The 24,421-nt window shown below is 64.0% G+C and carries 21 protein-coding genes and 2 tRNA genes; 15 read left to right on the top strand and 8 right to left on the bottom strand.

The window, feature by feature from the left end:
• Positions 1-60 precede the first annotated feature (60 nt).
• The gene (locus tag ACQKRQ_RS20385; protein WP_132373404.1) at positions 61-249 is read right to left on the bottom strand and encodes a hypothetical protein; all 189 of its coding nucleotides are present in this window, start codon (positions 247-249) and stop codon (positions 61-63) included.
• A gap of 167 nt (positions 250-416) precedes the next feature.
• On the bottom strand, positions 417-1,127 hold the full coding sequence (locus tag ACQKRQ_RS20380; protein ID WP_427479005.1) for a pseudouridine synthase: 711 nt from the start codon (positions 1,125-1,127) through the stop codon (positions 417-419).
• Between the two features lie 95 nt (positions 1,128-1,222).
• On the opposite strand from ACQKRQ_RS20380, the gene ACQKRQ_RS20375 reads away from it, so the two are divergent.
• From ACQKRQ_RS20375 to poxB, 10 genes are all read left to right on the top strand, one after another.
• Positions 1,223-2,476, top strand: a complete 1,254-nt coding sequence (locus ACQKRQ_RS20375; protein WP_427479003.1) for an MFS transporter — start codon at positions 1,223-1,225, stop codon at positions 2,474-2,476.
• A gap of 169 nt (positions 2,477-2,645) precedes the next feature.
• The gene (locus ACQKRQ_RS20370) at positions 2,646-3,629 is read left to right on the top strand and encodes a MurR/RpiR family transcriptional regulator (protein WP_132373407.1); all 984 of its coding nucleotides are present in this window, start codon (positions 2,646-2,648) and stop codon (positions 3,627-3,629) included.
• Positions 3,626-4,618, top strand: a complete 993-nt coding sequence (locus ACQKRQ_RS20365; protein WP_408286836.1) for an isoaspartyl peptidase/L-asparaginase family protein — start codon at positions 3,626-3,628, stop codon at positions 4,616-4,618. The genes ACQKRQ_RS20370 and ACQKRQ_RS20365 overlap by 4 nt, the downstream gene beginning before the upstream one ends.
• 61 nt (positions 4,619-4,679) lie before the next feature.
• Entirely contained in the window at positions 4,680-6,602 is a 1,923-nt protein-coding gene (locus ACQKRQ_RS20360; protein ID WP_408286838.1) for a dipeptide ABC transporter ATP-binding protein, read from the top strand.
• A 70-nt stretch (positions 6,603-6,672) separates the two neighbouring features.
• On the top strand, positions 6,673-8,235 hold the full coding sequence (gene gsiB, locus ACQKRQ_RS20355; RefSeq protein ID WP_427479000.1) for a glutathione ABC transporter substrate-binding protein GsiB: 1,563 nt from the start codon (positions 6,673-6,675) through the stop codon (positions 8,233-8,235).
• Positions 8,236-8,358: 123 nt separating this feature from the next.
• Positions 8,359-9,279 carry a glutathione ABC transporter permease GsiC gene (gsiC, locus tag ACQKRQ_RS20350; RefSeq protein ID WP_132373411.1) on the top strand — a complete coding sequence of 307 codons (921 nt, stop codon included), beginning with the start codon at positions 8,359-8,361 and terminating at the stop codon, positions 9,277-9,279.
• 7 nt (positions 9,280-9,286) lie between these two features.
• Positions 9,287-10,192 (top strand): glutathione ABC transporter permease GsiD, encoded by a 906-nt coding sequence (gene gsiD / locus ACQKRQ_RS20345; RefSeq protein WP_408179777.1) that lies wholly within the window; start codon positions 9,287-9,289, stop codon positions 10,190-10,192.
• Positions 10,189-11,271, top strand: coding sequence for a P1 family peptidase (locus tag ACQKRQ_RS20340; RefSeq protein ID WP_427478998.1), 1,083 nt, complete (start codon positions 10,189-10,191; stop codon positions 11,269-11,271). Before gsiD ends, ACQKRQ_RS20340 begins: the two co-directional genes overlap by 4 nt.
• Positions 11,271-12,104, top strand: coding sequence for a M55 family metallopeptidase (locus ACQKRQ_RS20335; RefSeq protein WP_427478996.1), 834 nt, complete (start codon positions 11,271-11,273; stop codon positions 12,102-12,104). Before ACQKRQ_RS20340 ends, ACQKRQ_RS20335 begins: the two co-directional genes overlap by 1 nt.
• Positions 12,105-12,242: 138 nt before the next feature.
• Complete coding sequence (gene poxB, locus ACQKRQ_RS20330; protein WP_132373415.1) at positions 12,243-13,967, top strand: ubiquinone-dependent pyruvate dehydrogenase; 1,725 nt, start codon at positions 12,243-12,245, stop codon at positions 13,965-13,967.
• Between the two features lie 68 nt (positions 13,968-14,035).
• On the opposite strand, the gene ACQKRQ_RS20325 is transcribed toward poxB, so the two are convergent.
• On the bottom strand, positions 14,036-14,995 hold the full coding sequence (locus ACQKRQ_RS20325) for an alpha/beta fold hydrolase (RefSeq protein WP_427478995.1): 960 nt from the start codon (positions 14,993-14,995) through the stop codon (positions 14,036-14,038).
• 215 nt (positions 14,996-15,210) lie between these two features.
• Here ACQKRQ_RS20325 and ACQKRQ_RS20320 point away from each other — a divergent pair, with 215 nt between their 5' ends.
• Positions 15,211-16,596: an amino acid permease gene (locus ACQKRQ_RS20320; protein WP_427479272.1), complete on the top strand. Its 1,386-nt coding sequence runs from the start codon at positions 15,211-15,213 to the stop codon at positions 16,594-16,596.
• A 150-nt stretch (positions 16,597-16,746) separates the two neighbouring features.
• On the opposite strand, the gene ACQKRQ_RS20315 is transcribed toward ACQKRQ_RS20320, so the two are convergent.
• Positions 16,747-16,831, bottom strand: a tRNA-Leu gene (locus tag ACQKRQ_RS20315).
• Between the two features lie 106 nt (positions 16,832-16,937).
• A complete protein-coding gene (gene hemN / locus ACQKRQ_RS20310; protein ID WP_427478993.1) occupies positions 16,938-18,323 on the bottom strand; it encodes an oxygen-independent coproporphyrinogen III oxidase in 1,386 nt (461 codons plus the stop codon).
• A gap of 224 nt (positions 18,324-18,547) precedes the next feature.
• Here hemN and ACQKRQ_RS20305 point away from each other — a divergent pair, with 224 nt between their 5' ends.
• The 3 genes from ACQKRQ_RS20305 (at position 18,548) to ACQKRQ_RS20295 (ending at position 20,495) form a co-directional block, all read left to right on the top strand.
• Complete coding sequence (locus ACQKRQ_RS20305; RefSeq protein ID WP_408179771.1) at positions 18,548-18,883, top strand: YkgJ family cysteine cluster protein; 336 nt, start codon at positions 18,548-18,550, stop codon at positions 18,881-18,883.
• 100 nt (positions 18,884-18,983) lie between these two features.
• Entirely contained in the window at positions 18,984-19,577 is a 594-nt protein-coding gene (locus ACQKRQ_RS20300) for a DUF1439 domain-containing protein (RefSeq protein WP_132373420.1), read from the top strand.
• An 81-nt stretch (positions 19,578-19,658) separates the two neighbouring features.
• Complete coding sequence (locus ACQKRQ_RS20295; RefSeq protein ID WP_132373421.1) at positions 19,659-20,495, top strand: undecaprenyl-diphosphate phosphatase; 837 nt, start codon at positions 19,659-19,661, stop codon at positions 20,493-20,495.
• Between the two features lie 81 nt (positions 20,496-20,576).
• On the opposite strand, the gene trmB is transcribed toward ACQKRQ_RS20295, so the two are convergent.
• Complete coding sequence (gene trmB, locus ACQKRQ_RS20290; protein ID WP_427478990.1) at positions 20,577-21,359, bottom strand: tRNA (guanosine(46)-N7)-methyltransferase TrmB; 783 nt, start codon at positions 21,357-21,359, stop codon at positions 20,577-20,579.
• Between the two features lie 659 nt (positions 21,360-22,018).
• Positions 22,019-22,092, bottom strand: a tRNA-Gly gene (locus ACQKRQ_RS20285).
• A 680-nt stretch (positions 22,093-22,772) separates the two neighbouring features.
• Between ACQKRQ_RS20285 and ACQKRQ_RS20280 the strand changes: the two genes are divergently transcribed.
• Positions 22,773-23,666, top strand: coding sequence for a hypothetical protein (locus ACQKRQ_RS20280; protein ID WP_427478989.1), 894 nt, complete (start codon positions 22,773-22,775; stop codon positions 23,664-23,666).
• Between the two features lie 108 nt (positions 23,667-23,774).
• On the opposite strand, the gene ACQKRQ_RS20275 is transcribed toward ACQKRQ_RS20280, so the two are convergent.
• Complete coding sequence (locus tag ACQKRQ_RS20275; RefSeq protein WP_132373424.1) at positions 23,775-24,338, bottom strand: YggT family protein; 564 nt, start codon at positions 24,336-24,338, stop codon at positions 23,775-23,777.
• Between the last annotated feature and the right edge of the window lie 83 nt (positions 24,339-24,421).

Below are 24,421 nucleotides of genomic sequence, written 5' to 3'. Positions count from 1 at the left end.
CGGAAAAAATCCGACCCGCGCCGCGCTCCACTGCAGCAGCGCGGCGCGGCGTCGCGAGGCCTACGTCAGCGCGGGCAATGCTTCCAGCAGCAGGAAACACAGCATCGCGCCGATCAATGCGCCGATCAGGTTCGGATGATATTTGTGCCGCAGCCGCATCATGACCAGCAAGCCGCCGATCACGACCAGTCCAAGGCACAGAAAAGCAATCATCACCGCCGGAATCTGGAAACCGTTTTGGATGATCATGGCGCCCCTCCCTGAACCCTTTGTAGTCATTGTTTAAACGAGTATAGGGCGAGGTGTAAGGAAGATCATGCTGCGACGCAGCGCGCGAGCAGGCGCCGCGCGCGCTATGTGCGCAGCCGCGCATGCGATTTCCTGCTGCATCAAGAGCTTAAAGGGGCGCTACCGGTTTACCCGCTCCGTAGAGATCCGAGGTCGGTTTCATCGAGCCATTGCCACGCGCCTGGCGCAAGCGTTTCGGGCAAAGCAAGTCCGCCGATCCGCTCGCGATGCAGCGCCTCGCAGCGGTTGCCGGCTGCGGCGATCATCCGCTTGACCTGGTGATACTTGCCTTCCATCACGGTGAGCGCGAGCGCGTGATCGCCGCGTGCCTCTGCGTCGACTGCCGCGATCGGTTTGGGCTCGCCGTGCAGCAGCACGCCGTCGCGCAGCGCGCTCAATTGCGCGTCGTCGATCGGATGACGCGTGGTCGCGACATACACCTTCGGCACTTTGCGTTTCGGCGACGTGAACAGGTGCACGAACTTGCCGTCGTCGGAGAGCAGCAGCAGGCCGGTCGTGTCCTGATCGAGCCGGCCCACGCATTGCACGCCGCGCTCGGCGAACTGCGGCGGCAACAGGCTGAACACGCTCAGATGATGCTGCGGATCGCGCGAACACTCGTAGCCCGCCGGCTTGTTCAGCAGCAGATAGGCCTGCTCGCGATACGGCCAGACGACGCCGTCCACGCAGAAGGAGAAGGTGGTGTCGCCGGTGGGGAAATCGGCGTCGGCATCGGTGCAGACAGCGCCGCCGATGCTCACGCGCGCGTCGGCGATCAGCGCGCGGCATTGGCGGCGCGAGCCGAAACCTTGAGTGAAGAGAATGCTTTCGAGATTCATGGCGAGCGAAGAATAACACCGCAAGAAGCGGAGCGCCCCACGGGGCGAGTCGGACCACGATGAACGCTTCCATGTCCCGTCGCAGGAGCTCATCGATGCACGTCCCGTCCTCCGCGTTATCCGTACACCGACTGCCGGCCGCCTTTCAGCGGCTCGCGTGGTCGAACCTGGTCGCGCAATCCGCCGAGCAGATCAGCCTCGCCGCGGCGCCGCTCGTCGCGGTCTTCGCACTCGGCGCCGACGCGCGCGACACGGGTCTGCTGCAAACCGCGCAGACGCTGCCGTTCCTGTTGCTGTCGATACCGCTCGGCGTCTGGGCCGACCGTCGCTCGCGCCGCACGTTGATGACGCTCGCTGAAAGCGTGCGCGTGATCGCCATGCTATGCGTGCTGTTGCTCGTGATGACCCATGCGTTGAGCTTGCCGCTGCTCGCCGCGCTCGGCTTCATCGCCGCGACCGGCACGGTGGCCTACAACGTCGCGGCGCCTTCTCTGGTGCCCGCGCTCGTGCCGCGCGAAGCCTACGCCAGCGCGAACGGCCGGCTGGAACTTGCGCGCAGCGTGGCGTATTCCGCGGGGCCGGCGCTCGGCGGACTGCTGGTCGGCTGGATCGGCGCGGGTTGGGCGTATGGCTGCGCGGCCGCGCTGTCGGGGTTGGCCGTCGCGTTGCTGGCGGGCTTGCGCGAGCCGCCGCGCGCGGCCGCACCGCAGCGTCACTTCATGCTGGAACTGCGCGACGGTACGCGTTTCGTGCTGCGCGACGCGCTGCTGCGTCCGATGCTCGCGACCGCGGTGTTCTTCAACCTCGGCTTCTTCGTGCTGCAAGCGGTATATGTACCGTACGCGGTGCATCGGCTGGGTCTGAGCGCGTCGGCGGTCGGCGTGACGCTCGGCGCCTACGGTGTCGGCATGGTGTGCGGCGCGCTCGCCGCGTCCGCCATCGCGCGACGTCTCGCATTCGGCCGTGTGCTGATCATCGGGCCGTCGTGCGGACTGCTCGCGTCGCTCGTGATGGTGGCGACACTCGTTGCGCCGTCGTTCTGGCTGGCGATGCTGAGCTTCTTCCTGCTCGGCGCCGGACCGATTTTGTGGGTGGTCGGCTCGACCACGCTGCGCCAGGCCATCACGCCCGAACGGATGATGGGGCGCGTCTCCGCGCTCAACAGCACCGCCACCTACGGTGCGCGGCCGCTCGGTGCATTGCTCGGTGCCGCAATCAGCGCGCGCTGGGGCATGGACGCGTGTCTGGTCGCTGCTGCGGCCGCCTTCCTCGTGCAGGCGCTGATCATCGTCATGTCGCCGGCGGCGCGGCTTGCGCGCATTCCGGAGCAAAGCGCCGCGGCTTGCTGAAAACAGATTTTCACGAAGCCGCGCCGGTGAGCGATTGGGATGCGTCGTTTGTACGCGGGGCGTCGGTGAAAACCCTCGAAAATGAAAATGAATTTTTTTCTGCGAGATTTCCGTGTAAATATACTTTCATTCATTTTCATTACGCCCCAGGCACCGCGCCCTCGCTCGCATGATCCATCAACCGTCCGTTGCTTCCGATTCCGCCGAGCAGGCCATCGCCGCGCGTATCGCCGCGGCCATGCCGACCCTCACGCCGATTCATCGGCGCATGGGCGACTACGTGCTGGCCAATCTGTTTCGCGCGGCGACCATGCGGATCGACGAGCTGGCCAGCGTGGTCGGTGCGTCGGTGGCGACGGCGAATCGCTTTGCGCGCGCGCTCGGTTTCGACGGTTATCCGCAGTTTCGTGAGGCGCTGGTTCGCGGCTTCGAGGCGACGCTTGCACCGGTCGAGCGCTTGCGCAGTGCGCAGGAGTCGCTCGCAGCCGGCGACGATGTGGTCGACGCCTCGCTCGAACAGGCCGCCAACAATCTGCACGCCACCCGCACGGCGATCGACAGCGCCGCGGCCGAAGCCGCCGTCGAAGCGATCATCGCCGCGCGCCGCGTGTTCGTGCTCGGCTTCGGCGCCAGCGCGTTTCTCGCGGGTCTGATGGAACACGGCCTGATGCCGTATCACGACAACGTGCAGTCGCTCGCGCTAATGGGCGGACCGTCGCACGCCGCGCGGCGTCTGTTTGCTTCCAACGAGGGCGACCTCGTCATCGGTATCGCTTTTCCGCGTTATGTCGAAGACACGATCGAGCTCGCGCATCGCGCGGCGGGCCGTGGCGCTCGCGTGCTCGCGCTTACCGACAGTCCGCGTTCGCCGCTCGCGCAGTTCGCCGACATCTCGCTCTACGTCCGCGCCGACCGGCGGCTCGCGGCGAATGCCGATTCGGCCGTGCTCGCCGTGATCGAGGCGCTGTGCGACGCGGTGGCGTATCGGGCCAAACGCTCGGTGAAGGCCGCCGCCGAAGTCAGCGAATTCCTGCTGCCGTGGCTCGTCGACCCGCAAGCCGAGGCTGCCGGCACGAGCGCGCGGCCCGCGCGCGGCGCGACCCGAACCACCCGAACTTCCCGCACTCCTCGCACTACGAAAGCCAAACGATGAACTCCAACGCAGTCATTGCCATTCATGGCGGGGCAGGGACGATCCTGCGCTCGTCGATGTCGGCCAGCGCCGAAGCCGACTACCACGCCGCGTTGCACGCGGTGCTGAGCGCCGGCCAGCGCGTGCTCGCCGACGGCGGCAGCGCGCTCGACGCCGTCAGCGAAGCCGTACGCCTCCTCGAAGACTGCCCGCTCTTCAACGCGGGCCGCGGCGCGGTCTACACCGCGGCCGGCACGCACGAACTCGACGCGGCGATCATGGACGGCAGCACGCTCGACGCCGGCGCGATCTGCTGCGTGAAGCGCGTGCGCAATCCGATTCTGGCGGCGCGCCGCGTGCTCGAACGCAGCGAGCATGTGCTGTTCACCGGCGAAGGCGCGGAAGCGTTCGCCGCCGCGCAAGGACTCGAATTCGCCGAGCCCGAGTATTTCCATACCGAAGCGCGCCATCGCCAATGGCTGATCGCGCGCGGGCAACAGCGCGCCATGCTCGATCACGACGGCGCCACACTCGCCGCCGCGCCATCTCCCACTGACGACGACCCGACGCCGCACGAACCGATCGATCCGAACCGCAAGTTCGGCACCGTCGGCGCCGTCGCGCTCGATCAGCACGGGCACGTGGCGGCAGCGACATCGACCGGCGGCGTCACCAACAAGCAGGCCGGCCGGGTCGGCGATACGCCGCTAATCGGCGCGGGCTGCTATGCGGACGACGCGACCTGCGCGGTCTCGACCACCGGCTCGGGTGAAATGTTCATGCGCATGGTTGCGGCCTACGACGTCGCCGCGCAAATGGCTTACCGCAACGTGTCGCTGCAGGAAGCGGCCGACGACGTGGTGATGAACCGCCTGCCGAAGATCGACGGACGCGGCGGCCTGATTGCCGTCGATGCGCGCGGCAATGTCACGCTGCCGTTCAATACCGAAGGCATGTATCGCGGTTTTGCGCGGCTCGGTGAAGCGCCGGTGACGGCGATTTACCGCTAGTCAGTCTGGCCGCTTACAGCATGAACCCCCGTTAGCCGCGTTCGAATTCAAAGGAACCACCGTGCCGACTTCATCGCACACCGCCCGTCCGCTTATCGAAACCTTGCCGCCGCAACGCGTGCTCGCGGTCGACGATCTGTCGGTCGCATTCCGCAGCGGCGACACCACCTTCAACGCGGTGCGCAATCTCTCGCTGACAGTCGAGCGTGGCGAGACGCTGGCGATCGTCGGCGAATCGGGTTCGGGCAAATCGGTCACTTCACTCGCGTTGATGCGGCTGATCGAGCATGGCGGTGGGCGCCTTGCCGGCGGCAGCATCGCTTTCCGGCGCCGCGACGGCAGCGTGCTCGACCTCGCGAAAGCGTCGTCTGGCACGATGCGTTCGATTCGCGGCGCCGACATCGCGATGATCTTTCAGGAGCCGATGACGTCACTCAATCCGGTCTTCACGGTGGGCGATCAGATCAGCGAGGCTATCGCCTTGCATCAGGGCAAGAGCCGCTCCGCCGCGCACGCCGAGACGCTGCGCCTACTCGAACTCGTGCGCATTCCGGAAGCGCGGCGCGTGGCGGCGCGTTTTCCGCATCAACTGTCGGGCGGCATGCGCCAGCGCGTGATGATCGCGATGGCGCTGTCGTGCAAGCCCGCCTTGCTGATTGCGGATGAGCCGACCACCGCGCTCGACGTGACGATCCAGGCGCAGATCCTGCAATTGATTCGCGGTTTGCAGGATGAGATGAACATGGGCGTGATCTTCATCACGCACGACATGGGCGTAGTCGCCGAAGTGGCCGATCGCGTGCTCGTGATGTATCGCGGCGAGAAGGTGGAAGAGGGCGCGTCCGACGCGTTGTTCGCCGCGCCGTCGCATCCTTATACGAAGGCGTTGCTCGCCGCGGTGCCGCGTCTCGGTGCGATGCAAGGCACGGATCAGCCGGCCAAGTTTCCGATCCTGACCGTCGAGCAGGCGAGCCTGAGCGGCACCGATCAGGCCGTGCGTCCCGCTGCCGCCGTCGCCGCGGAAACGCAGCCGCTAGTGCAAGAAACCACGCCGCCGATTCTGCGGGTTCGCGATCTGGTCACGCGCTTTCCGGTCAAGAGCGGATTGTTCGGCCGCCTGACGGGCCGCGTGCACGCGGTGGAAAAAGTCAGCTTCGATTTGCGGCCCGGCGAAACGCTCGCGCTGGTCGGCGAGTCGGGTTGCGGCAAATCGACCACGGGCCGCTCGCTGCTGCGTCTCGTCGAAAGTCAAAGCGGGTCGATCGAATTCAACGGCAAGGAAATCAGTTCGCTGACGGGCCCCGCGTTGCAGGCGCTGCGCCGCGATATCCAGTTTATTTTCCAGGACCCGTTCGCCTCGCTGAATCCGCGCTTGACCGTCGGCTTCTCGATCATGGAGCCGCTGCTCGTGCACGGCGTCGCACAGGGTGCGCAAGCGCAGGCGCGCGTGGCGTGGCTGCTCGAGAAAGTCGGCCTGCCGCCCGAAGCCGCGCGACGCTATCCGCACGAATTCTCCGGCGGTCAACGGCAACGCATCGCGATTGCGCGGGCGCTGGCGTTGAACCCCAAAGTCGTGATCGCCGACGAATCCGTGTCCGCACTCGACGTCTCCGTGCAAGCGCAGATCGTCAATCTGATGCTCGATTTGCAGCGTGAACTCGGCGTCGCGTATCTGTTCATTTCGCACGATATGGCCGTGGTCGAACGCGTCAGTCATCGGGTCGCGGTGATGTACCTCGGCCAGATCGTCGAAATCGGCCCGCGCCGCGCGGTGTTCGAAGCGCCGCAGCATCCCTACACACGCAAGCTGATGGGCGCGGTGCCGGTCGCCGATCCGGCGCGCCGTCACGCGAAACGCATGCTCGCCGCCGATGAGATTCCGAGCCCGATCCGTGCACTACACGATGAACCCGTCGTGGCGCCGCTCGTTGCGGTCGGACCGGATCATTTCGTCGCCCAGCATCGGGTGGGCGGCGCGTACTAAAACCTAAAGAAACACGCTTCTTCTCGCAGCATCACAACCTGTTTTCATTTCGCAGCCTGGAGCCAACCTCATGAACCTGCTGGTCCCGTCTTCTCCGTTTCGTTTGCGCGCGCTGATCAGCGGCGGCGCGGTGGTGTTCGCGATGCTCGCGGGCAATGCGGCGCATGCCGACACCACGGCCGTGATGGCCGTCGCCTCGACCTTCACGACGCTCGATCCCTACGATGCCAACGACACGCTCTCGCAAGCCGTCGCCAAGTCGTTCTATCAAGGGCTGTTCGGGTTCGACAAGGACATGAAGCTGGTCAACGTGCTGGCCGATAGCTACGAAGCCAGCCCGGATGCGAAGGTCTACACGTTCAAGCTGCGCCACGGCGTGAAGTTCCAGGACGGCACCGACTTCAACGCCGCCGCGGTGAAAGCGAACTTCGACCGCGTCACCGATCCGGCGAACAAGCTCAAGCGCTACAACATGTTCAACCGCATCGAGAAGACCGAAGTGGTCGATCCGTACACGGTGAGGATCACGCTGAAGGCGCCGTTCTCGGCGTTCGTCAACGTGCTGGCGCATCCGTCGGCGGTGATGATTTCGCCGGACGCGCTGAAGAAGTACGGCAAGGACATCGCGTTCCATCCGGTCGGCACGGGTCCGTTCGAACTGGTGAAGTGGGATCCGGCGGGCGATCTGACGGTGAAGAAGTTCGCGGGCTACTGGAAGAAGGGCTACCCGAAGGTCGACGCGATCGACTGGAAGCCGGTGGTCGACAACAACACGCGCGCTGCGTTGATGCGCACCGGCGAAGCGGATTTCGCGTTCCAGGTGCCGTTCGAACAGGCCGCGCAATTGCAGTCGAGCCCGAAGGTCGATCTGATCGCGTCGCCGTCGATCATTCAGCGCTACATCAGCCTGAACGTGAACCAGAAGCCGTTCGACAATCCGAAGGTGCGTGAAGCGCTGAACTATGCGGTCAACAAGGATGCGCTCACCAAGGTCGTGTTCGCCGGTTACGCGACGCCGGCCGACGGCGTGGTGCCGCAAGGCGTCGACTACGCGGTGAAGCAGGGCCCGTGGCCGTACGATCCGGCGAAGGCGCGCGCCTTGCTGAAGGAAGCGGGCTATCCGAACGGTTTTGAAACCACGCTGTGGTCCGCGTATAACTACTCGACCGCGCAGAAGGTGATTCAGTTCGTGCAGCAGCAGCTCGCGCAAGTGGGCATCAAGGCGCAGGTCGAAGCGCTCGAGGCGGGTCAGCGCGTCGCCAAGGTGGAAAGCGCGCAGGACGCCTCAACGGCACCGGTGCGCATGTACTACGCGGGCTGGTCGTCGTCGACGGGTGAAGCGGATTGGGCGATCACGCCGCTGCTCGCGTCGGTCTCGTTCCCGCCGAAGATGGTCAATACGGCGTACTACAAGAACGACACCGTCGACAGCGATCTGAAGCAGGCACTCGAAACCACCGACCGCACGAAGAAGGCCGAGCTCTACACCGACGCGCAAAAGCGCATCTGGGCCGACGCGCCGTGGATCTTCCTCGTCAAGGAGAAGGTCGTGTACGCGCGCAGCAAGCGTCTGTCGGGTGCCTATGTGGCGCCGGACGGTTCGTTCAATTTCGACGAGATCGCGATCAAGTAATGAGCTGACCGTGCGCGCCGGCGTGTCGTTTCATTGGCACGCCGTGCCGCACGGGCGCTGCTTTGCACCATTACGCGCCGCACAAGATCTTTCGTTGCCCGCATCATTGCCGGATTGGATGTCATGCTGAACTTCCTCGTCAAACGTCTCTTTGGCCTGCTGCCGACGCTCTTTATCGTCGCCGTGCTGGTGTTCCTGTTCGTGCATCTGTTGCCGGGCGATCCGGCGCGGCTCGCCGCCGGTCCCGATGCGGACGAGGCGACCGTCGCGCTGGTGCGTGCCGACCTCGGCCTGAACAAGCCGATGCCGCAGCAATTCGCCAGCTTCTTCGTGAAGATCGCGCATGGCGACTTCGGCATCTCGACGCGCAGCAAGCGTCCGGTCAGCCAGGAAATCGGCGAGCGCTTCATGCCCACGCTGCTGCTCACGCTCGCCAGCATGGTGTGGGCGGTCGTGCTGGGCATGGGCATCGGCATCGTCTCGGCCGTGTGGCGCAACCGCTGGCCCGACCGGCTCGGCATGACGCTCGCGGTGTCGGGCATTTCATTTCCCGCATTCGCGCTCGGCATGCTGCTGATGGAGATTTTTTCGGTGAAGCTCGGCTGGCTGCCTATCGTCGGCGATGGTTCGTGGCAGAGCTACGTGCTGCCCTCGCTCACGCTCGGCGCGGCCGTCGCGGCGGTGATGGCACGCTTCACCCGCGCGTCGTTCGTCGAAGTGATGAACGAAGATTTCGTGCGCACCGCGCGCGCCAAGGGCGTGCCCGAACGTCTCGTGATCGTCAAACACTGCCTGCGCAACGCGATGATTCCCGTGATCACGATGATGGGCCTGCAATTCGGCTTTCTGCTGGGCGGCTCGATCGTGGTCGAAGTGGTGTTCAACTGGCCGGGCCTCGGGCGCCTGCTGGTGGACGCGGTATCGATGCGCGACTATCCGGTGATCCAGGCCGAAGTGCTGTTGTTCTCGCTGGAATTCATCATCATCAATCTGGTCGTGGACGTGCTGTACGCCGTGATCAACCCGACCATCCGTTTCAAGTGAGGCCCGCATGAGCACGACCGCCACCGAGCCGACCGCGGCGCAAGCCGCCAAAGCAGAACGCGCGATCCGCACGCCGTGGAGCGAGTTCTGGCGCAAATTCCGTAAGCAGCACGTGGCGCTCGGCGCCGGCATCTTCGTGCTGCTGTTGATTGCGGTCGCGATCATTGCGCCGCATATCGTGCCGTACGATCCGGAGAATTTCTTCGACTACGACGCGTTGAATGCGGGGCCGTCCGCCGCGCACTGGTTCGGCGTGGATTCGCTGGGCCGCGATATTTTCAGCCGCATTCTCGCGGGTTCGCGCATTTCGCTCGAAGCGGGCTTTCTGTCCGTTGCGATCGGCGCGGTGATCGGCACGTTCTTCGGCCTGCTGGCCGGCTACTACGAAGGCTGGTGGGATCGCATCACGATGCGCGTCGCCGATGTGCTGTTCGCCTTTCCCGGCATTCTGCTGGCCATCGGCGTGGTGGCGATTCTCGGCAACGGCATGATCAACGTGATCTGCGCGGTCGCGATCTTCAGCATTCCGGCGTTCGCGCGGCTCGTGCGCGGCAATACCCTGATGCTCAAGCAGCTCACGTATATCGAGGCGGCGCGCAGCATCGGCGCGTCGGATTGGACGATCATCGTGCGGCACATTTTGCCGGGGACGATTTCCTCGGTGGTGGTGTACTTCACGATGCGTATCGGCACTTCGATCATCACCGCCGCAAGTTTGTCGTTTCTCGGGCTCGGCGCGCAGCCGCCGACGCCGGAGTGGGGCGCGATGCTCAACGAAGCGCGCGCCGACATGGTCACCGCGCCGCATATCGCGCTGTTTCCGAGTCTGGCGATTTTCCTGACCGTGCTGGCGTTCAACCTGCTCGGCGACGGTTTGCGCGATGCGCTCGATCCGAAGCTCGACCGGCCATGAATTCGACTGGGGTTCAGAACGCGCCGCATATCGGTACGTTGGCGGCGGGTCCGCTCGGCACGATTGCCGATGTGCCGGGCGTGACGGTTGGTCATTGCACGCTCGATCAAGGTGCCGTGCAAACCGGCGTGACCGTGATTCGTCCACACGACGGCGATTCGTTTCTCGACAAGGTGCCGGCGGCGTCGGCGGTGATCAACGGGTTCGGCAAAAGCATTGGGCTCGTGCAAGTTGACGAACTCGGTACGCTGGAAACGCCAATCGCGTTGACCAACACATTCGGCGTTGCCGCCGTCGCGCAGGCGCAGATTCGCGCGGCCATTCGCGCGAATCCGCAGATCGGGCGCGAGTGGTCGACGGTCAATCCCTTGGTGTTCGAATGCAATGACGGGTATCTGAACGATATCCAGGCGCTCGCCGTCACCGCGCAGCATTTCGACGATGCGTATGCAGCGGCCAGCGCGGATGTCGTGAGTGGATCGGTCGGCGCGGGCCGGGGCATGTCGTGCTTCGATCTGAAGGGCGGCATCGGCAATGCGTCGCGTGTGGTGAGCATAGCGAACCGTTGCTATACCGTCGGCGCACTCGTGCTGGCGAACTTCGGCCGCCTGCCGATGCTGCTCGTCGACGGCACGCCGCTCGGCCGTGTGCTGGCCGCACGCGCGGCCAAAGCGGCGACGGCGACGGCGGCGGCAACGAAGCCGGAGCAAGGCTCGATCATCATGATCGTCGCCACCGACGCGCCGCTCGACGCGCGCCAGCTCAAGCGTCTCTCATTGCGTGCGGCAGCGGGTCTTGCGCGCACCGGCTCGGTGTACGGCCACGGCAGCGGCGATATCGCACTCGCGTTTTCGACGGCCTATACCGTGCCGCACGGTGCCGACTTCATCACGCTCCCGCCATTGCTCGCCGACGAGCGTCTGGACCCGCTCTTTCGCGCGTGCGCGGACAGCGTGGAGCAGGCGATTCTCGATGCGTTGTGGAGCGCTGCGTCCGTCACCGGGCGCGACGGCCACCGGCGGCTATCGCTGCGTGACTCAGTCCCCGATCTCGCCCAACTACCCAAGCCCACTCCCTGATGAAAGTCCTCATTTCCACCGACATCGAAGGCATCGCCGGTGTGTTTCATCCAGAACAAACGCGCGCGGGCAACGGCGAATACGAAGCCGCACGCCGCTGGATGACGCTCGAAGCCAACGCCGCAATCGAAGGCGCATTCGCCGGCGGCGCAACGCACGTGTGGGTCAATGACTCTCACGGCGGCTTTCGCAATCTGCTGCCCGACCTGCTCGACGCGCGCGCCCAGGTGGTGCTCGGCAAGCCGCGCACGCTCGGCATGATGGCCGGGCTCGAATACGGCGCGGCGCTGGTCTTCATGATCGGCTATCACGCGATGTCGCAAACGCGCGGCATCCTCGCGCACACCATCAACAGCTTTGCCTTCGCGCGCGTTTCGCTGAACGGTGTCGAGGTCGGCGAGGCGGGCGTCTATGGCGCGCTGGCGGAAGAATATGGCGCACAGGTCGCGCTTTTATCCGGCGATGACGTCTTCGCCGAAGAAACCGCGCCGCGTTTTCCTGGCGCGCGGTTTGTCGTCACCAAGAGCGCGACGGGGCACGCGAGCGGCGTCACGCAATCGCCGGCAAGCGCGCGCGCCGCTATCGAAGCCGCCGCGCGTGAGGTGATTCAGCAGCATCTCGCCAAAGGACGCGCACGAGAATCCACACGCGCCGAAGCGAAGCCCGTGGAATGCGAACTGCGCGTGCAAACCAGCGCGCTCGCCGATCTGTTCTGCCAATGGCCGACGCTCACGCGCGTCGATGCGGTCACGCTGCGCTTTGGCGCGGCGTCGGCGGAGCATGCGGTGCGTATGTTGAATTGCCTGTCGGCGATGTCGTTCATGTTGCGCTGATCGCGCGACGGCTGGCCGTCCTCCCAGGCGCGGCCATTTCACCACGCTTACAGCGGCACCGTGACGGCACGTTTCGTGAGGAAGCGTTACTCTCCTGCATTCCGGAGGCAGCGTCTTTCTCACTGAGCGGAGTACAGCATGGGTAAGCAGACTATCGCGGATTATCTGGCCAAAACACTGGCGGCGGCAGACATCGAGCGAATCTGGGGCGTCACGGGCGACAGCCTGAACGGCCTGTCGGATAGCTTGCAGCGCCTCGGTTCGATTCGCTGGATGCACACGCGCCACGAAGAAGTGGCCGCCTTCGCCGCCGGCGCCGATGCCGCCGCGACCGGCAAGCTCGCCGTCTGCGCGGGCAGTTGCGGTCCCGGCAATCTGCACCTGATCAACGGCCTGTACGACTGCCATCGCAATCATCAGCCCGTGCTCGCGATTGCCGCGCACATTCCGTCGTCGGAAATCGGGCTCGGCTACTTTCAGGAAACCCATCCGCAAGAGCTGTTCAAGGAGTGCAGTCACTACGTCGAACTGGTGACGAACCCTTCACAGTTTCCGCGCGTGCTGGCGCGCGCCATGCGCACCGCGATCGAAGAACGCGGCGTTGCCGTGATCGTGCTGCCGGGCGATGTCGCACTGGGCGAAGCGCCTGAGGAAACGCCGGCGTGGGCCGGCACGTTGGAACGCTCGACGGTGGTGCCGTCCGAGGCGGATCTCGACCGGCTCGCCGATCTGCTCAACCAGGCGGGCGGCGTGACGCTGCTGTGCGGCAGCGGCTGCGCCGGCGCGCACGATGAAGTGGTCGCCTTCGCCGATCAGCTCGGCGCGCCGACCGTGCATGCGCTGCGCGGCAAGCAATACGTGGAGTGGGACAACCCGTTCGACGTCGGCATGACCGGGCTGATCGGCTTTAGCTCCGGCTATCACGCGATGATGTCGTGCGACACGCTCGTGATGCTCGGCACCGATTTCCCGTATCGCAACTTCTATCCGTCGCATGGCAACGTGGTGCAAATCGACCGGCGCGGCTCCGCGCTGGGCAAGCGCGCGCCGTTGAAGCTCGGTCTGGTCGGCGATGTGAAGGCGACCTTGCAGGCGCTGATGCCGAAGCTCAAGCGCAAGACCGACCGGCGCTTCCTCGAGAATGCGCGCAAGCACTACGCGAGCGCGCGCAAGGACCTCGACGACCTCGCGCGGCCGTCCGATCCGGGGCGCGCCATTCATCCGCAATACCTCACCAGCATCGTCGACAAGGTCGCCAACGAAGACGCGGTGTTCTCCGTCGACGTCGGCACGCCGACGCTCTGGGCCGCGCGTTATCTGACCATGAACGGCAAGCGTACGCTGCACGGCTCGTTCAATCACGGCTCGATGGCCAATGCGATGCCGCAGGCCTTGGGCGCGCAGGCAGCCGAGCCGGGCCGCCAGGTGATTTCGCTATCGGGCGACGGCGGCCTGTCGATGCTGCTCGGCGATCTGCTCACCGCGCGTCAGCTCAATCTGCCGATCAAGGTGGTGGTGTTCAACAACAGCACGCTCGGCTTCGTCGCGATGGAGATGAAGGCGGGCGGCTATCTCGAGGCCGGCACCGATCTGGCCACGACCGACTTCTCGGCGATCGCGCGCGGCGCGGGAATCTACGGTGTCCGAATCGAGCTGTCCGAGAATATCGAGCCGGCATTGCGCGAAGCATTCGCGCATCCGGGCCCGGCGGTGATCGACGTGGTGACCGCGAAGCACGAACTCGCAATGCCGCCGAAAATCCAGTGGGCGCAGGCCAAGGGCTTCAGCCTGTACATGCTGCGGGCCGTGCTGAACGGCCGCGGTGACGAGGTCGTCGAACTGGCGACCACGAATCTGCGCTGAAACGCGTTGGGTTGGTTTGTTTCGACCGGCGTATGCGCGATGGGATACGCGCATACGCCTGAACGGGACTACTGCTGCCGGCTCAATTCGCGCGCCGCGCGATCGATCACGTCGGCAATCGCGCCCGCGTGCGACACGGGTGCCAGGTGGCTCGACGCCATCGGCACGATCTTGGCGCCCATCCGGTCGGCCATGAATTTTTCCACGCCCGGCGACACCGCCCGGTCGCGCGTCGTGAGCACGTACCACGACGGCTTTTCCTTCCACGCGACCTGGCTGACCGTTTCATTGAATGCTGTCGCGGCGATCGGTACCTGGGCGGTGGCCAGTACGCGCGTCAGATTCTCAGGGACGTCCGCGGCGAAGTCCGCGTGGTATTTCGTGCGGTCGAGCCAGAGGAAGCCGCTCGAATCCGTCATGATGCTGGCGCCCGCGGGCGCCGGCGCAGCGCGCTTCATCAGATCCATGGTCGACTCGTGCAGGTCCGGTGCGATCGCCGCGATATAGACGAGACCGGCGACGTTCGGCGCGTTCGCGCCCGCCTCGGTGATCACGACGCCGCCCCACGAGTGTCCCACCAGTATGGTCGGCCCGTTCTGACGCGCGAGGACGCGGCGGGTCGCGGCGACATCGTCGGCGAGGGAGGTGAGCGGATTCTGCACCGAGCTCACGTGATAGCCCTTCTGCTGCAATTTGGCGACCACGCCGTTCCAGCTCGAGCCGTCGACGAACGCGCCGTGCACCAGCACGACGTTGCGCACTGGCCCGGTCATAGGCGCGGCGGGGGGCGCCGCGGCGGCGGCCTTGGCGGGCGGTGCGGCGGGCGCCACAGGTGCCGGAGCCGGCGCTTCGGGCGCGCTCGCCTCCATGCCCGGCTCGTCGGCCGGCTCGGCAGCGGGCGCCATGCTCGGCGCCATGGTGGGCGCAGGCGCCGGTGCCGCGGCGGGCGCGGTGGTTTGAGCGAGCGCGGCGGCGCCCGTGAAGCAGAGACACAAAGCAGCGGCGCAAAGCAAACGTTTGGGCGACATGTTGAATCTCCGAAGGCTGAAAAGCTCGACTAGGGCAACATACAGAAGCCCTGCGCCAGTGACAATCACTATCCGCGCCGTTAAGTGCGGCGCAGAACCAAGCGCGGGTTGCTCCCAGTATTTAGGCTTTATCGGCCACGGTAAAATTTCAGGTTCTGCCGGGCCGGACCATAAGTCCGATCAGGTGATCGATATCCATACACTGGGGCGCAATGTTGAATAGTGCACAGCAGCAAGACGGCCTGAAGCGCGGGCTCAAGAATCGCCATATCCAACTGATCGCACTGGGCGGCGCGATCGGCACCGGCTTGTTTCTCGGCTCCGCCAGCGTGTTGCAGGCAGCCGGGCCGTCGATGATTCTCGGCTACGCGATCGGCGGCATCATCGCCTTCATGATCATGCGGCAGTTGGGCGAAATGGTGGCGCAGGAGCCGGTGGCCGGTTCGTTCAGCCACTTCGCGTACAAATATTGGGGCGACTTTCCCGGCTTTCTGTCCGGCTGGAACTACTGGGTGCTGTACGTGCTCGTGAGCATGGCCGAGCTGACCGCCGTCGGTACCTATGTGCATTACTGGTGGCCCGGCGTGCCGACGTGGGTGTCGGCGCTGGTGTGTTTCGCCTTGATCAACGCGATCAATCTCGCCAACGTCAAAGCCTACGGCGAAACCGAGTTCTGGTTCGCGATCATCAAGGTCGTGGCGGTGATCGGCATGATCGTGTTCGGCGGCTATCTGTTGATCAGCGGCCACGGCGGCCCGCAAGCCTCGATCTCCAACCTCTGGGCTCACGGCGGCTTTTTCCCGCATGGATTTCATGGCCTCTTCATGATGCTCGCCGTCATCATGTTTTCGTTCGGCGGGCTGGAACTGATCGGCATTACAGCGGCGGAAGCCGACGAGCCGCAGAAGAGCATTCCGAAGGCCGTGAATCAGGTGATCTACCGGATTCTGATTTTCTACATCTGCTCGCTGGCGGTGCTGCTGTCGTTGTACCCGTGGAATGAAGTGGCGGCCGGCGGCAGTCCGTTCGTGATGATCTTCTCGCAGATCGGTTCGACGCTGACCGCGAACGTCCTCAACGTCGTGGTGTTGACCGCGGCGCTGTCGGTGTACAACAGCGGCGTATATGCGAATAGCCGCATGCTGTACGGCCTCGCGGAGCAGGGCAATGCGCCGCGCGCGCTGATGAAGGTCGACCGGCGCGGCGTGCCGTATATGGCGATCGGGTTGTCGGCGCTCGCCACGTTTACGTGCGTGATCGTCAACTACCTGATTCCGGCCGAAGCGCTCGGCTTGCTGATGGCGCTGGTGGTGGCGGCGCTGGTGCTGAACTGGGCGCTGATCAGCCTGACGCATTTGAAGTCGCGCAAGGCGATGGTCGCGGCCGGCGAGACGCTCGTGTTCAAGTCGTTCTGGTTCCCGGTCAGCAACTGGATCTGCCTCGCGTTCATGGCGCTGATCCTCGTGATTCTGGCGATGACGCCGGGTCTGTCGGTGTCGGTGTGGTTGGTGCCGGCGTGGCTCGTGGTGATGTGGGGCGGGTATGTGTTCAAGCGCCGGCGCGCGGCTGTGCACGGTGGCGCGCGGGTGGTGGGGCAGTAAAGGTGTCTCGAATGGCGTGAGGGGCGATGTTCGCGCTCACGCCGTTTGAGTCTGCTGAGGTTTTCGGGCGGCCCAGAAACGACAAACCCCGCGAGCAGCATGCGCTGGCGGGGTTCGAGGAATACGGAAACAGCGGTCTTTCGAATTCGTTGGTGCCCAGGGCCGGAATCGAACCGGCACGCCTTGCGGCGGGGGATTTTGAGTCCCCTGCGTCTACCAATTTCACCACCTGGGCAGGTCTTGCAGCGCACGCGTCAGAAGCTGGCGCGCGGCGAAGACGCAGATTATGGCCGAAAATTCGACGACGGGCAAGCCAGTTGCTTTCGTCCGCCTCAAGGCCTTCAAACCGTGCGGGAAAATCGTTCGAGTGTCTGCTGGCCGAGATACCGATCGAACACCATCGCGATGTTGCGCACCAGCATGCGTCCGGCCATCCGCACTTCAAGCTTGTCCGCTGCGAGCGACACCAGGCCGTCCTGCTCGAAGCCGTGCAAACGCTCCAGCTCCGGCTCGAACGTCTCGGCGAAGTGGATGCCATAAGCCGCTTCGAATTCGTCGAAGCGCAATTCCAGGTTGCACATGAGTTGCGTGATCACGTCGCGGCGCAGACGGTCGTCGGCGGAAAGGCGCACGCCGCGTGCGATGGCGAGCTTGCCAGCATCGATCGCCGCGGCGTAGCCCGGCAGATCCTTGATGTTCTGCGCGTACACGTCGCCGACTTTGCCGATCGACGATGCGCCGAAGCCGATCAGATCGCATTCAGCCCGCGTGCTATAGCCCTGGAAATTACGGTGCAAGGTTCGTTGCGCTTGCGCGCGCGCGAGTTCGTCCGTGGGCAGCGCGAAGTGATCCATGCCGATGTACACATAACCCGCGCCCGTCAGACGTTCGACCACGCGCTGCAGGATCGCGAGCCGCACCTCGGGCGAAGGCAGCGTGGCAGGGTCCATCTGACGTTGCATCTTGAAGAGCTGCGGCATGTGCGCATAGGCAAACACCGAGAGACGATCGGGCGCGAGTGCGAGCATCGTGTCGAGCGTACGGCTGAAGCTCTCGACCGTTTGATGCGGCAGTCCGTAAATCAGATCGACGCCAATCGAGTGAAAGCCGGTGTCGCGCGCGGCCTGCATCACCGAGGCGGTCATCTCGAGCGGTTGAATGCGGTTGATCGCCTGCTGCACGACCGGATCGAAGTCCTGCACGCCAAGGCTCAGCCGGTTGAAGCCCAGCTTGCGCAGATGCGCGATGGTCTCAGGCGATGCTTCGCGCGGATCGACTTCGATCGAATATTCGGCGTCAGCATCGGGCAGCAGCGTGAAGTGCTCGCGCGTGGCGGCCATCAACTCGGCTGTTTCGTCGTGCGACAGAAAAGTCGGCGTGCCGCCGCCCCAGTGCAATTGCGACACCGGACGCCGCGTGTCGAAACATACCGCCTGCAGAGCCATTTCGCGTTTCAGCCGCTCGAGGTACGGACGCGCATGGGCGCGGTTTTTCGTGGCGACCTTATTGCAACCGCAGTAGAAGCACACGGTGTCGCAAAAAGGAATGTGGAAGTACAGCGAGAGATCCGTGGCCGACGCGCCCGGGTCGGCGGCGGCGCGCAAATAGTCGGCGGGATCGAAGTTGTCGCGGAACTGCAGGGCGGTCGGATAGGACGTATACCGTGGGCCGTTCGCGCTGTATTTGGCGAGCAGGTCAGGGCGGAACAGCATGCTGGCGATGGACATGAGGGACTCGACGGCTGGCGGGCGGCCATCGAGGAAGAAGCGGACCGCCGCGGTTCGCGCGATCGGATCGAACCGCGCGGACGCCTCTTGAGCATGGCCTTTCGGATCTTGCGAGTTTACGTGAGCGGGCGTTCGCCCGATTGCGTAAAAAGGTCGCACGGAATGCGGTGGCACAATGCGGGTCTGATAGTGCGTTGCCCGTTTTCGGGTTCAGGAAAAATGTCGTGAGTGATGTGTCGAACAGCGCCGTGAAGCGCGAGTCTCCGTTCCACGTGGCCGGTCACGCGTGCCGCCCCGATTGCGGCGCGTGCTGTATTGCGCCGTCGATTTCGAGTCCGATTCCGGGCATGCCGAACGGCAAGCCGGCGGGCGTGCGCTGCGCGCAACTCGGCGACGATCTGCGCTGCGCGATCTTCGGCCAGCCGGAGCGGCCGGCGTGCTGTTCCGGTCTGCAACCGCAGATGGAAATGTGCGGCACGAACCGCGGCGAGGCCCTCGCGTGGCTCACGCAGCTTGAAACGCAAACCCAACCGCACGCGCAACCGGTGGCTCGCTGCTAACGCGCGCAAGCGAATCGCTGCAAGCCGCAAACCGCAAACCACAAGCCGAAAACAAACAACGCAATCGCATGCCCGTACAGGTTTCCACAGGAGATTTCGCATGACTCGACCCGCTGCGCCGGCCCGGCGCCGCTTCCTGCTTGCCGCGCTGACAGGCTGTAGCGCGCTCGGCATCACCGTTTCGCTCGCGGCCTGCGCGACGTCGACTTTTCCGTTCATCCCCTCGCAGTACACGTTCTCGCGGCAACAGGTGCAGGACGCGGTGCAGCGCAAATTTCCCTATCAGCGTACGGTGTCGCAAGTGTTCGATGTCGCGCTCACCAACCCGGTGGTCGGCTTGCTGCCGGACGCGAACCGCGTCTCGGTGAAGCTCGACGCGCGCCTCGTAAGTCCCTTCATGCCGCAGCCGGTCGACGGCGTGTTCACGCTGTCGAGCGAACTAGCCTACGACGCCGCCAGCAAATCGGTCGTGCTCAAGTCGCCGAACGTCGACAATGTCAGCGTGAGCGGGCAGGCGCAGGCCTATACGCAGCAGATCAACGCCGCGGCGGCGGTGCTCGCCACGCAGTTGCTGACCAACTATCCGATCTACACCTTCAAGCCCGAACAACTGCAATTTGCCGGAGTGAATTACGAACCCGGTACAATCACCATCCTTACAAACGGCATACGCGTGCAGATCGTCGAAAAATGACGCGGCGCGCGGCCGGCAGGGCCGCGCGCTTTTCGTGCCGGCCCTGTGCGTTCCGACTATCTACAGCGATGAGGGGCACGGATGGACTGGCTATTGGCTTGCAAGGCGCTGATTCTGGGCGTCGTCGAAGGGTTGACGGAGTTTTTGCCCGTGTCGAGCACCGGGCATTTGATCGTCGCGGGCAGCCTGCTGAACTTTACCGATGAGCATGCGAAAACCTTCGATGTCGTGATCCAGCTCGGCGCGATTCTCGCCGTGTGCTGGGAATTTCGCCGCCGCATCGGCAGTGTGGTGTCCGGCTTGCCGAGCCGGCCGGATGCGCGTCGTTTCACGCTGAACGTGATCATCGCCACGATTCCGGCGATCGTGCTTGGCTTGCTGTTCGAAAAATCGATCAAGGCGGCGTTGTTCTCGCCGGTGCCGGTCGCGTTCGCGCTGGTGGCGGGCGGCGTCGTGATCCTGTGGGCGGAATCGCGTCAGCGCGCGCGCGGCGAGCCGGCGGCGCGTGTGCAGAGCGTGGACGACCTGAATGCGCTGGACGCGCTGAAAGTCGGCCTCGCGCAATGCTTCGCGCTGATCCCGGGCATGTCGCGCTCGGGTTCGACGATCATCGGCGGGATGCTGTTCGGTCTCGACCGGCGCGTCGCCACGGAGTTTTCCTTCTTCCTCGCGATTCCGATCATTTTCGGTGCGACCGGTTACGAGCTGTACAAAGACTGGCATGTGCTGTCCGTCGACGCGCTCGGCACCTTCGCGGTCGGTTTCGTGGCGGCCTTCGTCAGCGCTTTCGCCTGCGTGCGTTGGCTGTTGCGCTACATCGCCGCGCACGATTTCACCGCGTTTGCGTGGTATCGCATCGGCTTCGGACTGCTGATCCTGCTGGTCGGCTACAGCGGCGCGTTGAGCTGGACGGATTGAGCGCTTCCGTTTCGCACGATCCATGAGAAAAGGTCCGCATGTGCGGACCTTTTTTATTTGCTGGCCAACTTCGCTGCGCTTTTACGCAGCGCCGCGTTTGCGGAAGACCAGATCCCACACGCCGTGTCCGAGCCGCAGCCCGCGGCGCTCGAACTTCGTCACCGGACGATACTCCGGACGCGGCGCATAGCCGTCGGCGGTGTTTTCCAGCGCCGGTTCGGCGCCCAGCACTTCGAGCATCTGTTCGGCGTAGTTCTGCCAGTCGGTCGCGCAATGCAGGTAGGCGCCGGGTTTCAGGCGCGATACGAGCAGCGCGACAAACTTCGGCTGGATCAGCCGGCGCTTGTGGTGACGCGCCTTGTGCCACGGATCCGGAAAGAAGATATGCACGCCGTCGAGGCTGTCCGGCGCGATCATCTGTTCGAGCACTTCGACCGCGTCGTGCTGAATGATGCGGATGTTCGCCACGTTCTGTTCGCCCATCAGTTTCAGCAGTGCGCCGACGCCCGGCTCATGCACCTCGACGCCGAGGAAATCGTCGCCGGGACGGTGCGAGGCGATTTCAGCGGTGGTCGCTCCCATGCCGAAGCCGATTTCCAGCACGCGTGGCGCCTCGCGGCCGAATACGCTGTTCCAGTCGGGCTGCTGTGGAGCGAAGGGCACCACGAAGCGCGGGCCGAGTTCGTCCATGGCGCGCCGCTGGCCTGTCGAGACGCGGCCGGCGCGCGTGACAAAGCTGCGGATGCGGCGCCGGTGCAGAGCTTCTTCTTGCGGCGCGTCGTCGCCGGCGGGCCGGTGTTCGGTATCGCTGGAGGGCGTCGGGAGTTCGTCCGGCAGGCCGGCGTCGTTTGGATCGTGGATCATCTTCGATGCTGCTACAAGGGTGAGGGCTTTCGCGGCAAGCCTCGCGTGCTGCACGGTGCCTGTCGATGCTCACGCCTTATGGGGCGCGAGCGCCGATCGGCACGGCTGGTGAGCACAAGGTTTACGGCTCGCTGCGCCGGGCTGCCGCTATGACAAAAAAGCCGCCTTCATGGAGGCGGCTCGTGCTGGATTCTGCTGAAGGCATCAGCAGGAAGGTGGAGCGGGCGTTGCAAGTGCGCGTAAGGTAGCACAACCGAAAAGGGCGCGTCCAGACGGACCGGGGACGGCGGGGAGTATGAATGCGGGTGGGGATATTACATCTAGATAACGGAGATGCCTGTCCAATTGATTTAATAGTTTTGTAAGGTAATTGCTTGGGCCGATTATCTGGATGAGAAACTAGCATGAGCAAGCGTTCGCATCTTTGCCGCCGGCCTTCCCGCAGTTTACGGTTACCTGTGGCATGCACTTCGTTGTCGGATGCCAATCGAGGCGGTGTCGCTTACTCGACGTTTTTCTCGGCCGGTTTGCGCAAGTGAATCGATTGTCGAATTTGTCGTTCGAGAAAAAATTCCCAGGAAGCGACGGAGGAAGAGAGCGGTGGAGGCAGACCTTTTCGCGAAGCAGCCCGCTTATTCACGGGCCGACTGAAAAGTATCTGGAGCGGGCGATGGGAATCGAACCCACGGCTCTAGCTTGGGAAGCTAGGGTATTACCATTATACGACGCCCGCAGAGCACGCCATTCTACGCGGGTTTCACGCGATTTGGCAAACGTGGACGTCGGCGGCCCGTCTGAATGGGCGCTCGCTGCGGGAGCGTTGACGCGGCGCGCGCAGTGTTCAGCGCCACGGCACAACGATTCACCTCACTAAGCCAGCCACGCATTCAGCGCTTCCTTGCGTGTTGTCGCGCATTCGGTCGGCTATGTCTCTCGCGAGCTTTACCTGCGACGGGATCCTGAAGTGACTTCTGCTGTCATCTGGCGCCGCGGCCGGGTAGATCGAGGCCGGATCCACCCGCTACCACGCACAACGGAACGCGGCGAGTAACGCTTCGGCTGTCAATCAGATCGCGGAAATTGAATGCAGATGGAAGCCCATCTAAATACAAGACCAATCAAATAGATACGCGCAACCCGCTTCGATTTTAATTCGTTATGCATGATATTTCGTCGGCATAACGGATGCGGCTATCGAAAAACTTCAAACAAATATTAAAGCTTGTCGAAATCCCGCCGTTTACTTCTCTAGCGTCCTTTCCAATTGTTACAGGAGTTCATTCGATTTGATTCTGTCAAGTGGATTTTTGGAATGATTCAACGAATTGGCGCTGACGGCAAACATCGAGATCAAAACTACTAACGGCGTAACACAGCCAATCTGATTGGCTGCGCAGTCGCCCAAAAACAAAAATGGATATGAAAATTAAGGCTAAATTGACGTTATCCCTGCTCGCTTCGCTCGCTCTGGCAGCGTGCGGCGGCGGTGGCGGCGGGGGCAATTCGGCGGCGACGCCGTCGGCCGGCAGCGCTTCGGCGCCGGCGGTGGCAAGTGCTCCCGGTCCCGCAAGCGCGCCGGATCCGGCTTCTTCGCCCGCCCTCAGTGGCGAGCCACTACCGAGTCTGTCCAGTCCGCAGAGCGGTTCGGCTGCGGCCTCGGGCAACGGCGTAGAAGGAGTCTGGACCACGCAGTTCGGCGTCGACAAGACCACGGCGCTCGTCGATGCGCAGGGCAACATCTCTTACCTGAATACGGTAAGCGGCATCGGCTTGTCGGAATTCTTCGGCGTCATCGCGGCCACCGCGCCGAACTGGACGCTCACCTCAGGTGCGGCATTCATCGGCAACGTCTATTTTCCGACGACCTCCGGCTCGGGCTCGTTCGTCAATAACCAGACGTTCACGGGCAGCTATGTCGAGAATGGCACCACGGTGAATCTGTCCTGGAACTACGACGCGGCGAATGCGCTAGCTGTCACGCAGTCGAGCGTCGCGGGCACGTGGGCGGAAACCGGCTCGTCGCTGACGATTGCAAGCGACGGCACGTTAAGCGGGACATTGAGCAACTGCCCGGTCTCCGGCACGTTGCTGCTCGCCACGCCGTCATCCAGCAAGAATCTCTACAATTTGAGCGTGACCGGCACGACCGCATCCTGCACGTTGAAATCGGGCGCGACGTATTCGGGCAGTGCGGCGATTACGTTCCTGCCGATCACGGGCAGCAACCTGTACGTGCGCACGATTTTCTTCATGATCAAGACAGCGACCAACACCACGGTCGCCTACGGTCAGCTAACGAAGCAATAAGCGGAAGCAATAAGCGGAAGCAATAAGCGGAAGCCATAAGCGACGCACGAAACAAAGCCGCCGCCTTTTTGATGGGCGGCGGCTTCTGAATGCTCGCTACATGTGCCTTCAGATCACAAAGTAAGTCAGTTGCACGGCCGCGCGGGTGACCACCATCAGCAGCACCTGCACGATCACGAACAGCAGGATCGGCGAGAGGTCGATGCCGCCGAGTTGCGGCACCACGCGGCGCAGCGGATTCAGAAATGGCGCCGTGAGCTGGTACAGGATCGGCATAGCCGGCGAACGTGGATTGAGCCACGACAGCAGCGCCATCAAGATCGTCAGCCAGATGATCAGATTCAGCGCCCACTTGATCAGCGTCAGCACCGCGACGATCAGCAGCGTCGGCAACAGCGTGAGCGGATCGGCGCCGGTCAGCACCACCATCAGCACCACATACACCATCGCCGCGAGCAACGCCGCGACGAGGCTCGCCCAATCGATCTTGCGCGTGCTCGGCAAGATATGCCGCAGCGGCAGCACGATCCAGTTGGTGACTTGCAGCACCGCGTTCGTGACGGGGTTGTAGGGCGGCATGCGCACGACCTGCAGCCATGCGCGCAGCAACAGCGCCGCGCCGAACAGCGTGAAGACGGTATTGAGCAGAAAACGGGCGATATCGCCAAACATCTCGTGTCCTTATCCTTCGGATGACGGCCGCCGACCGGCCGCAGGGTGCCGGCGCTCTCCGAACGGCGCGCCGGCGGTTTCAT

This window comes from Paraburkholderia sp. NPDC080076 (genome assembly GCF_050281145.1).
Taxonomy (GTDB): domain Bacteria; phylum Pseudomonadota; class Gammaproteobacteria; order Burkholderiales; family Burkholderiaceae; genus Paraburkholderia.
This window is presented reverse-complemented; position numbering and strand designations above follow the sequence as displayed.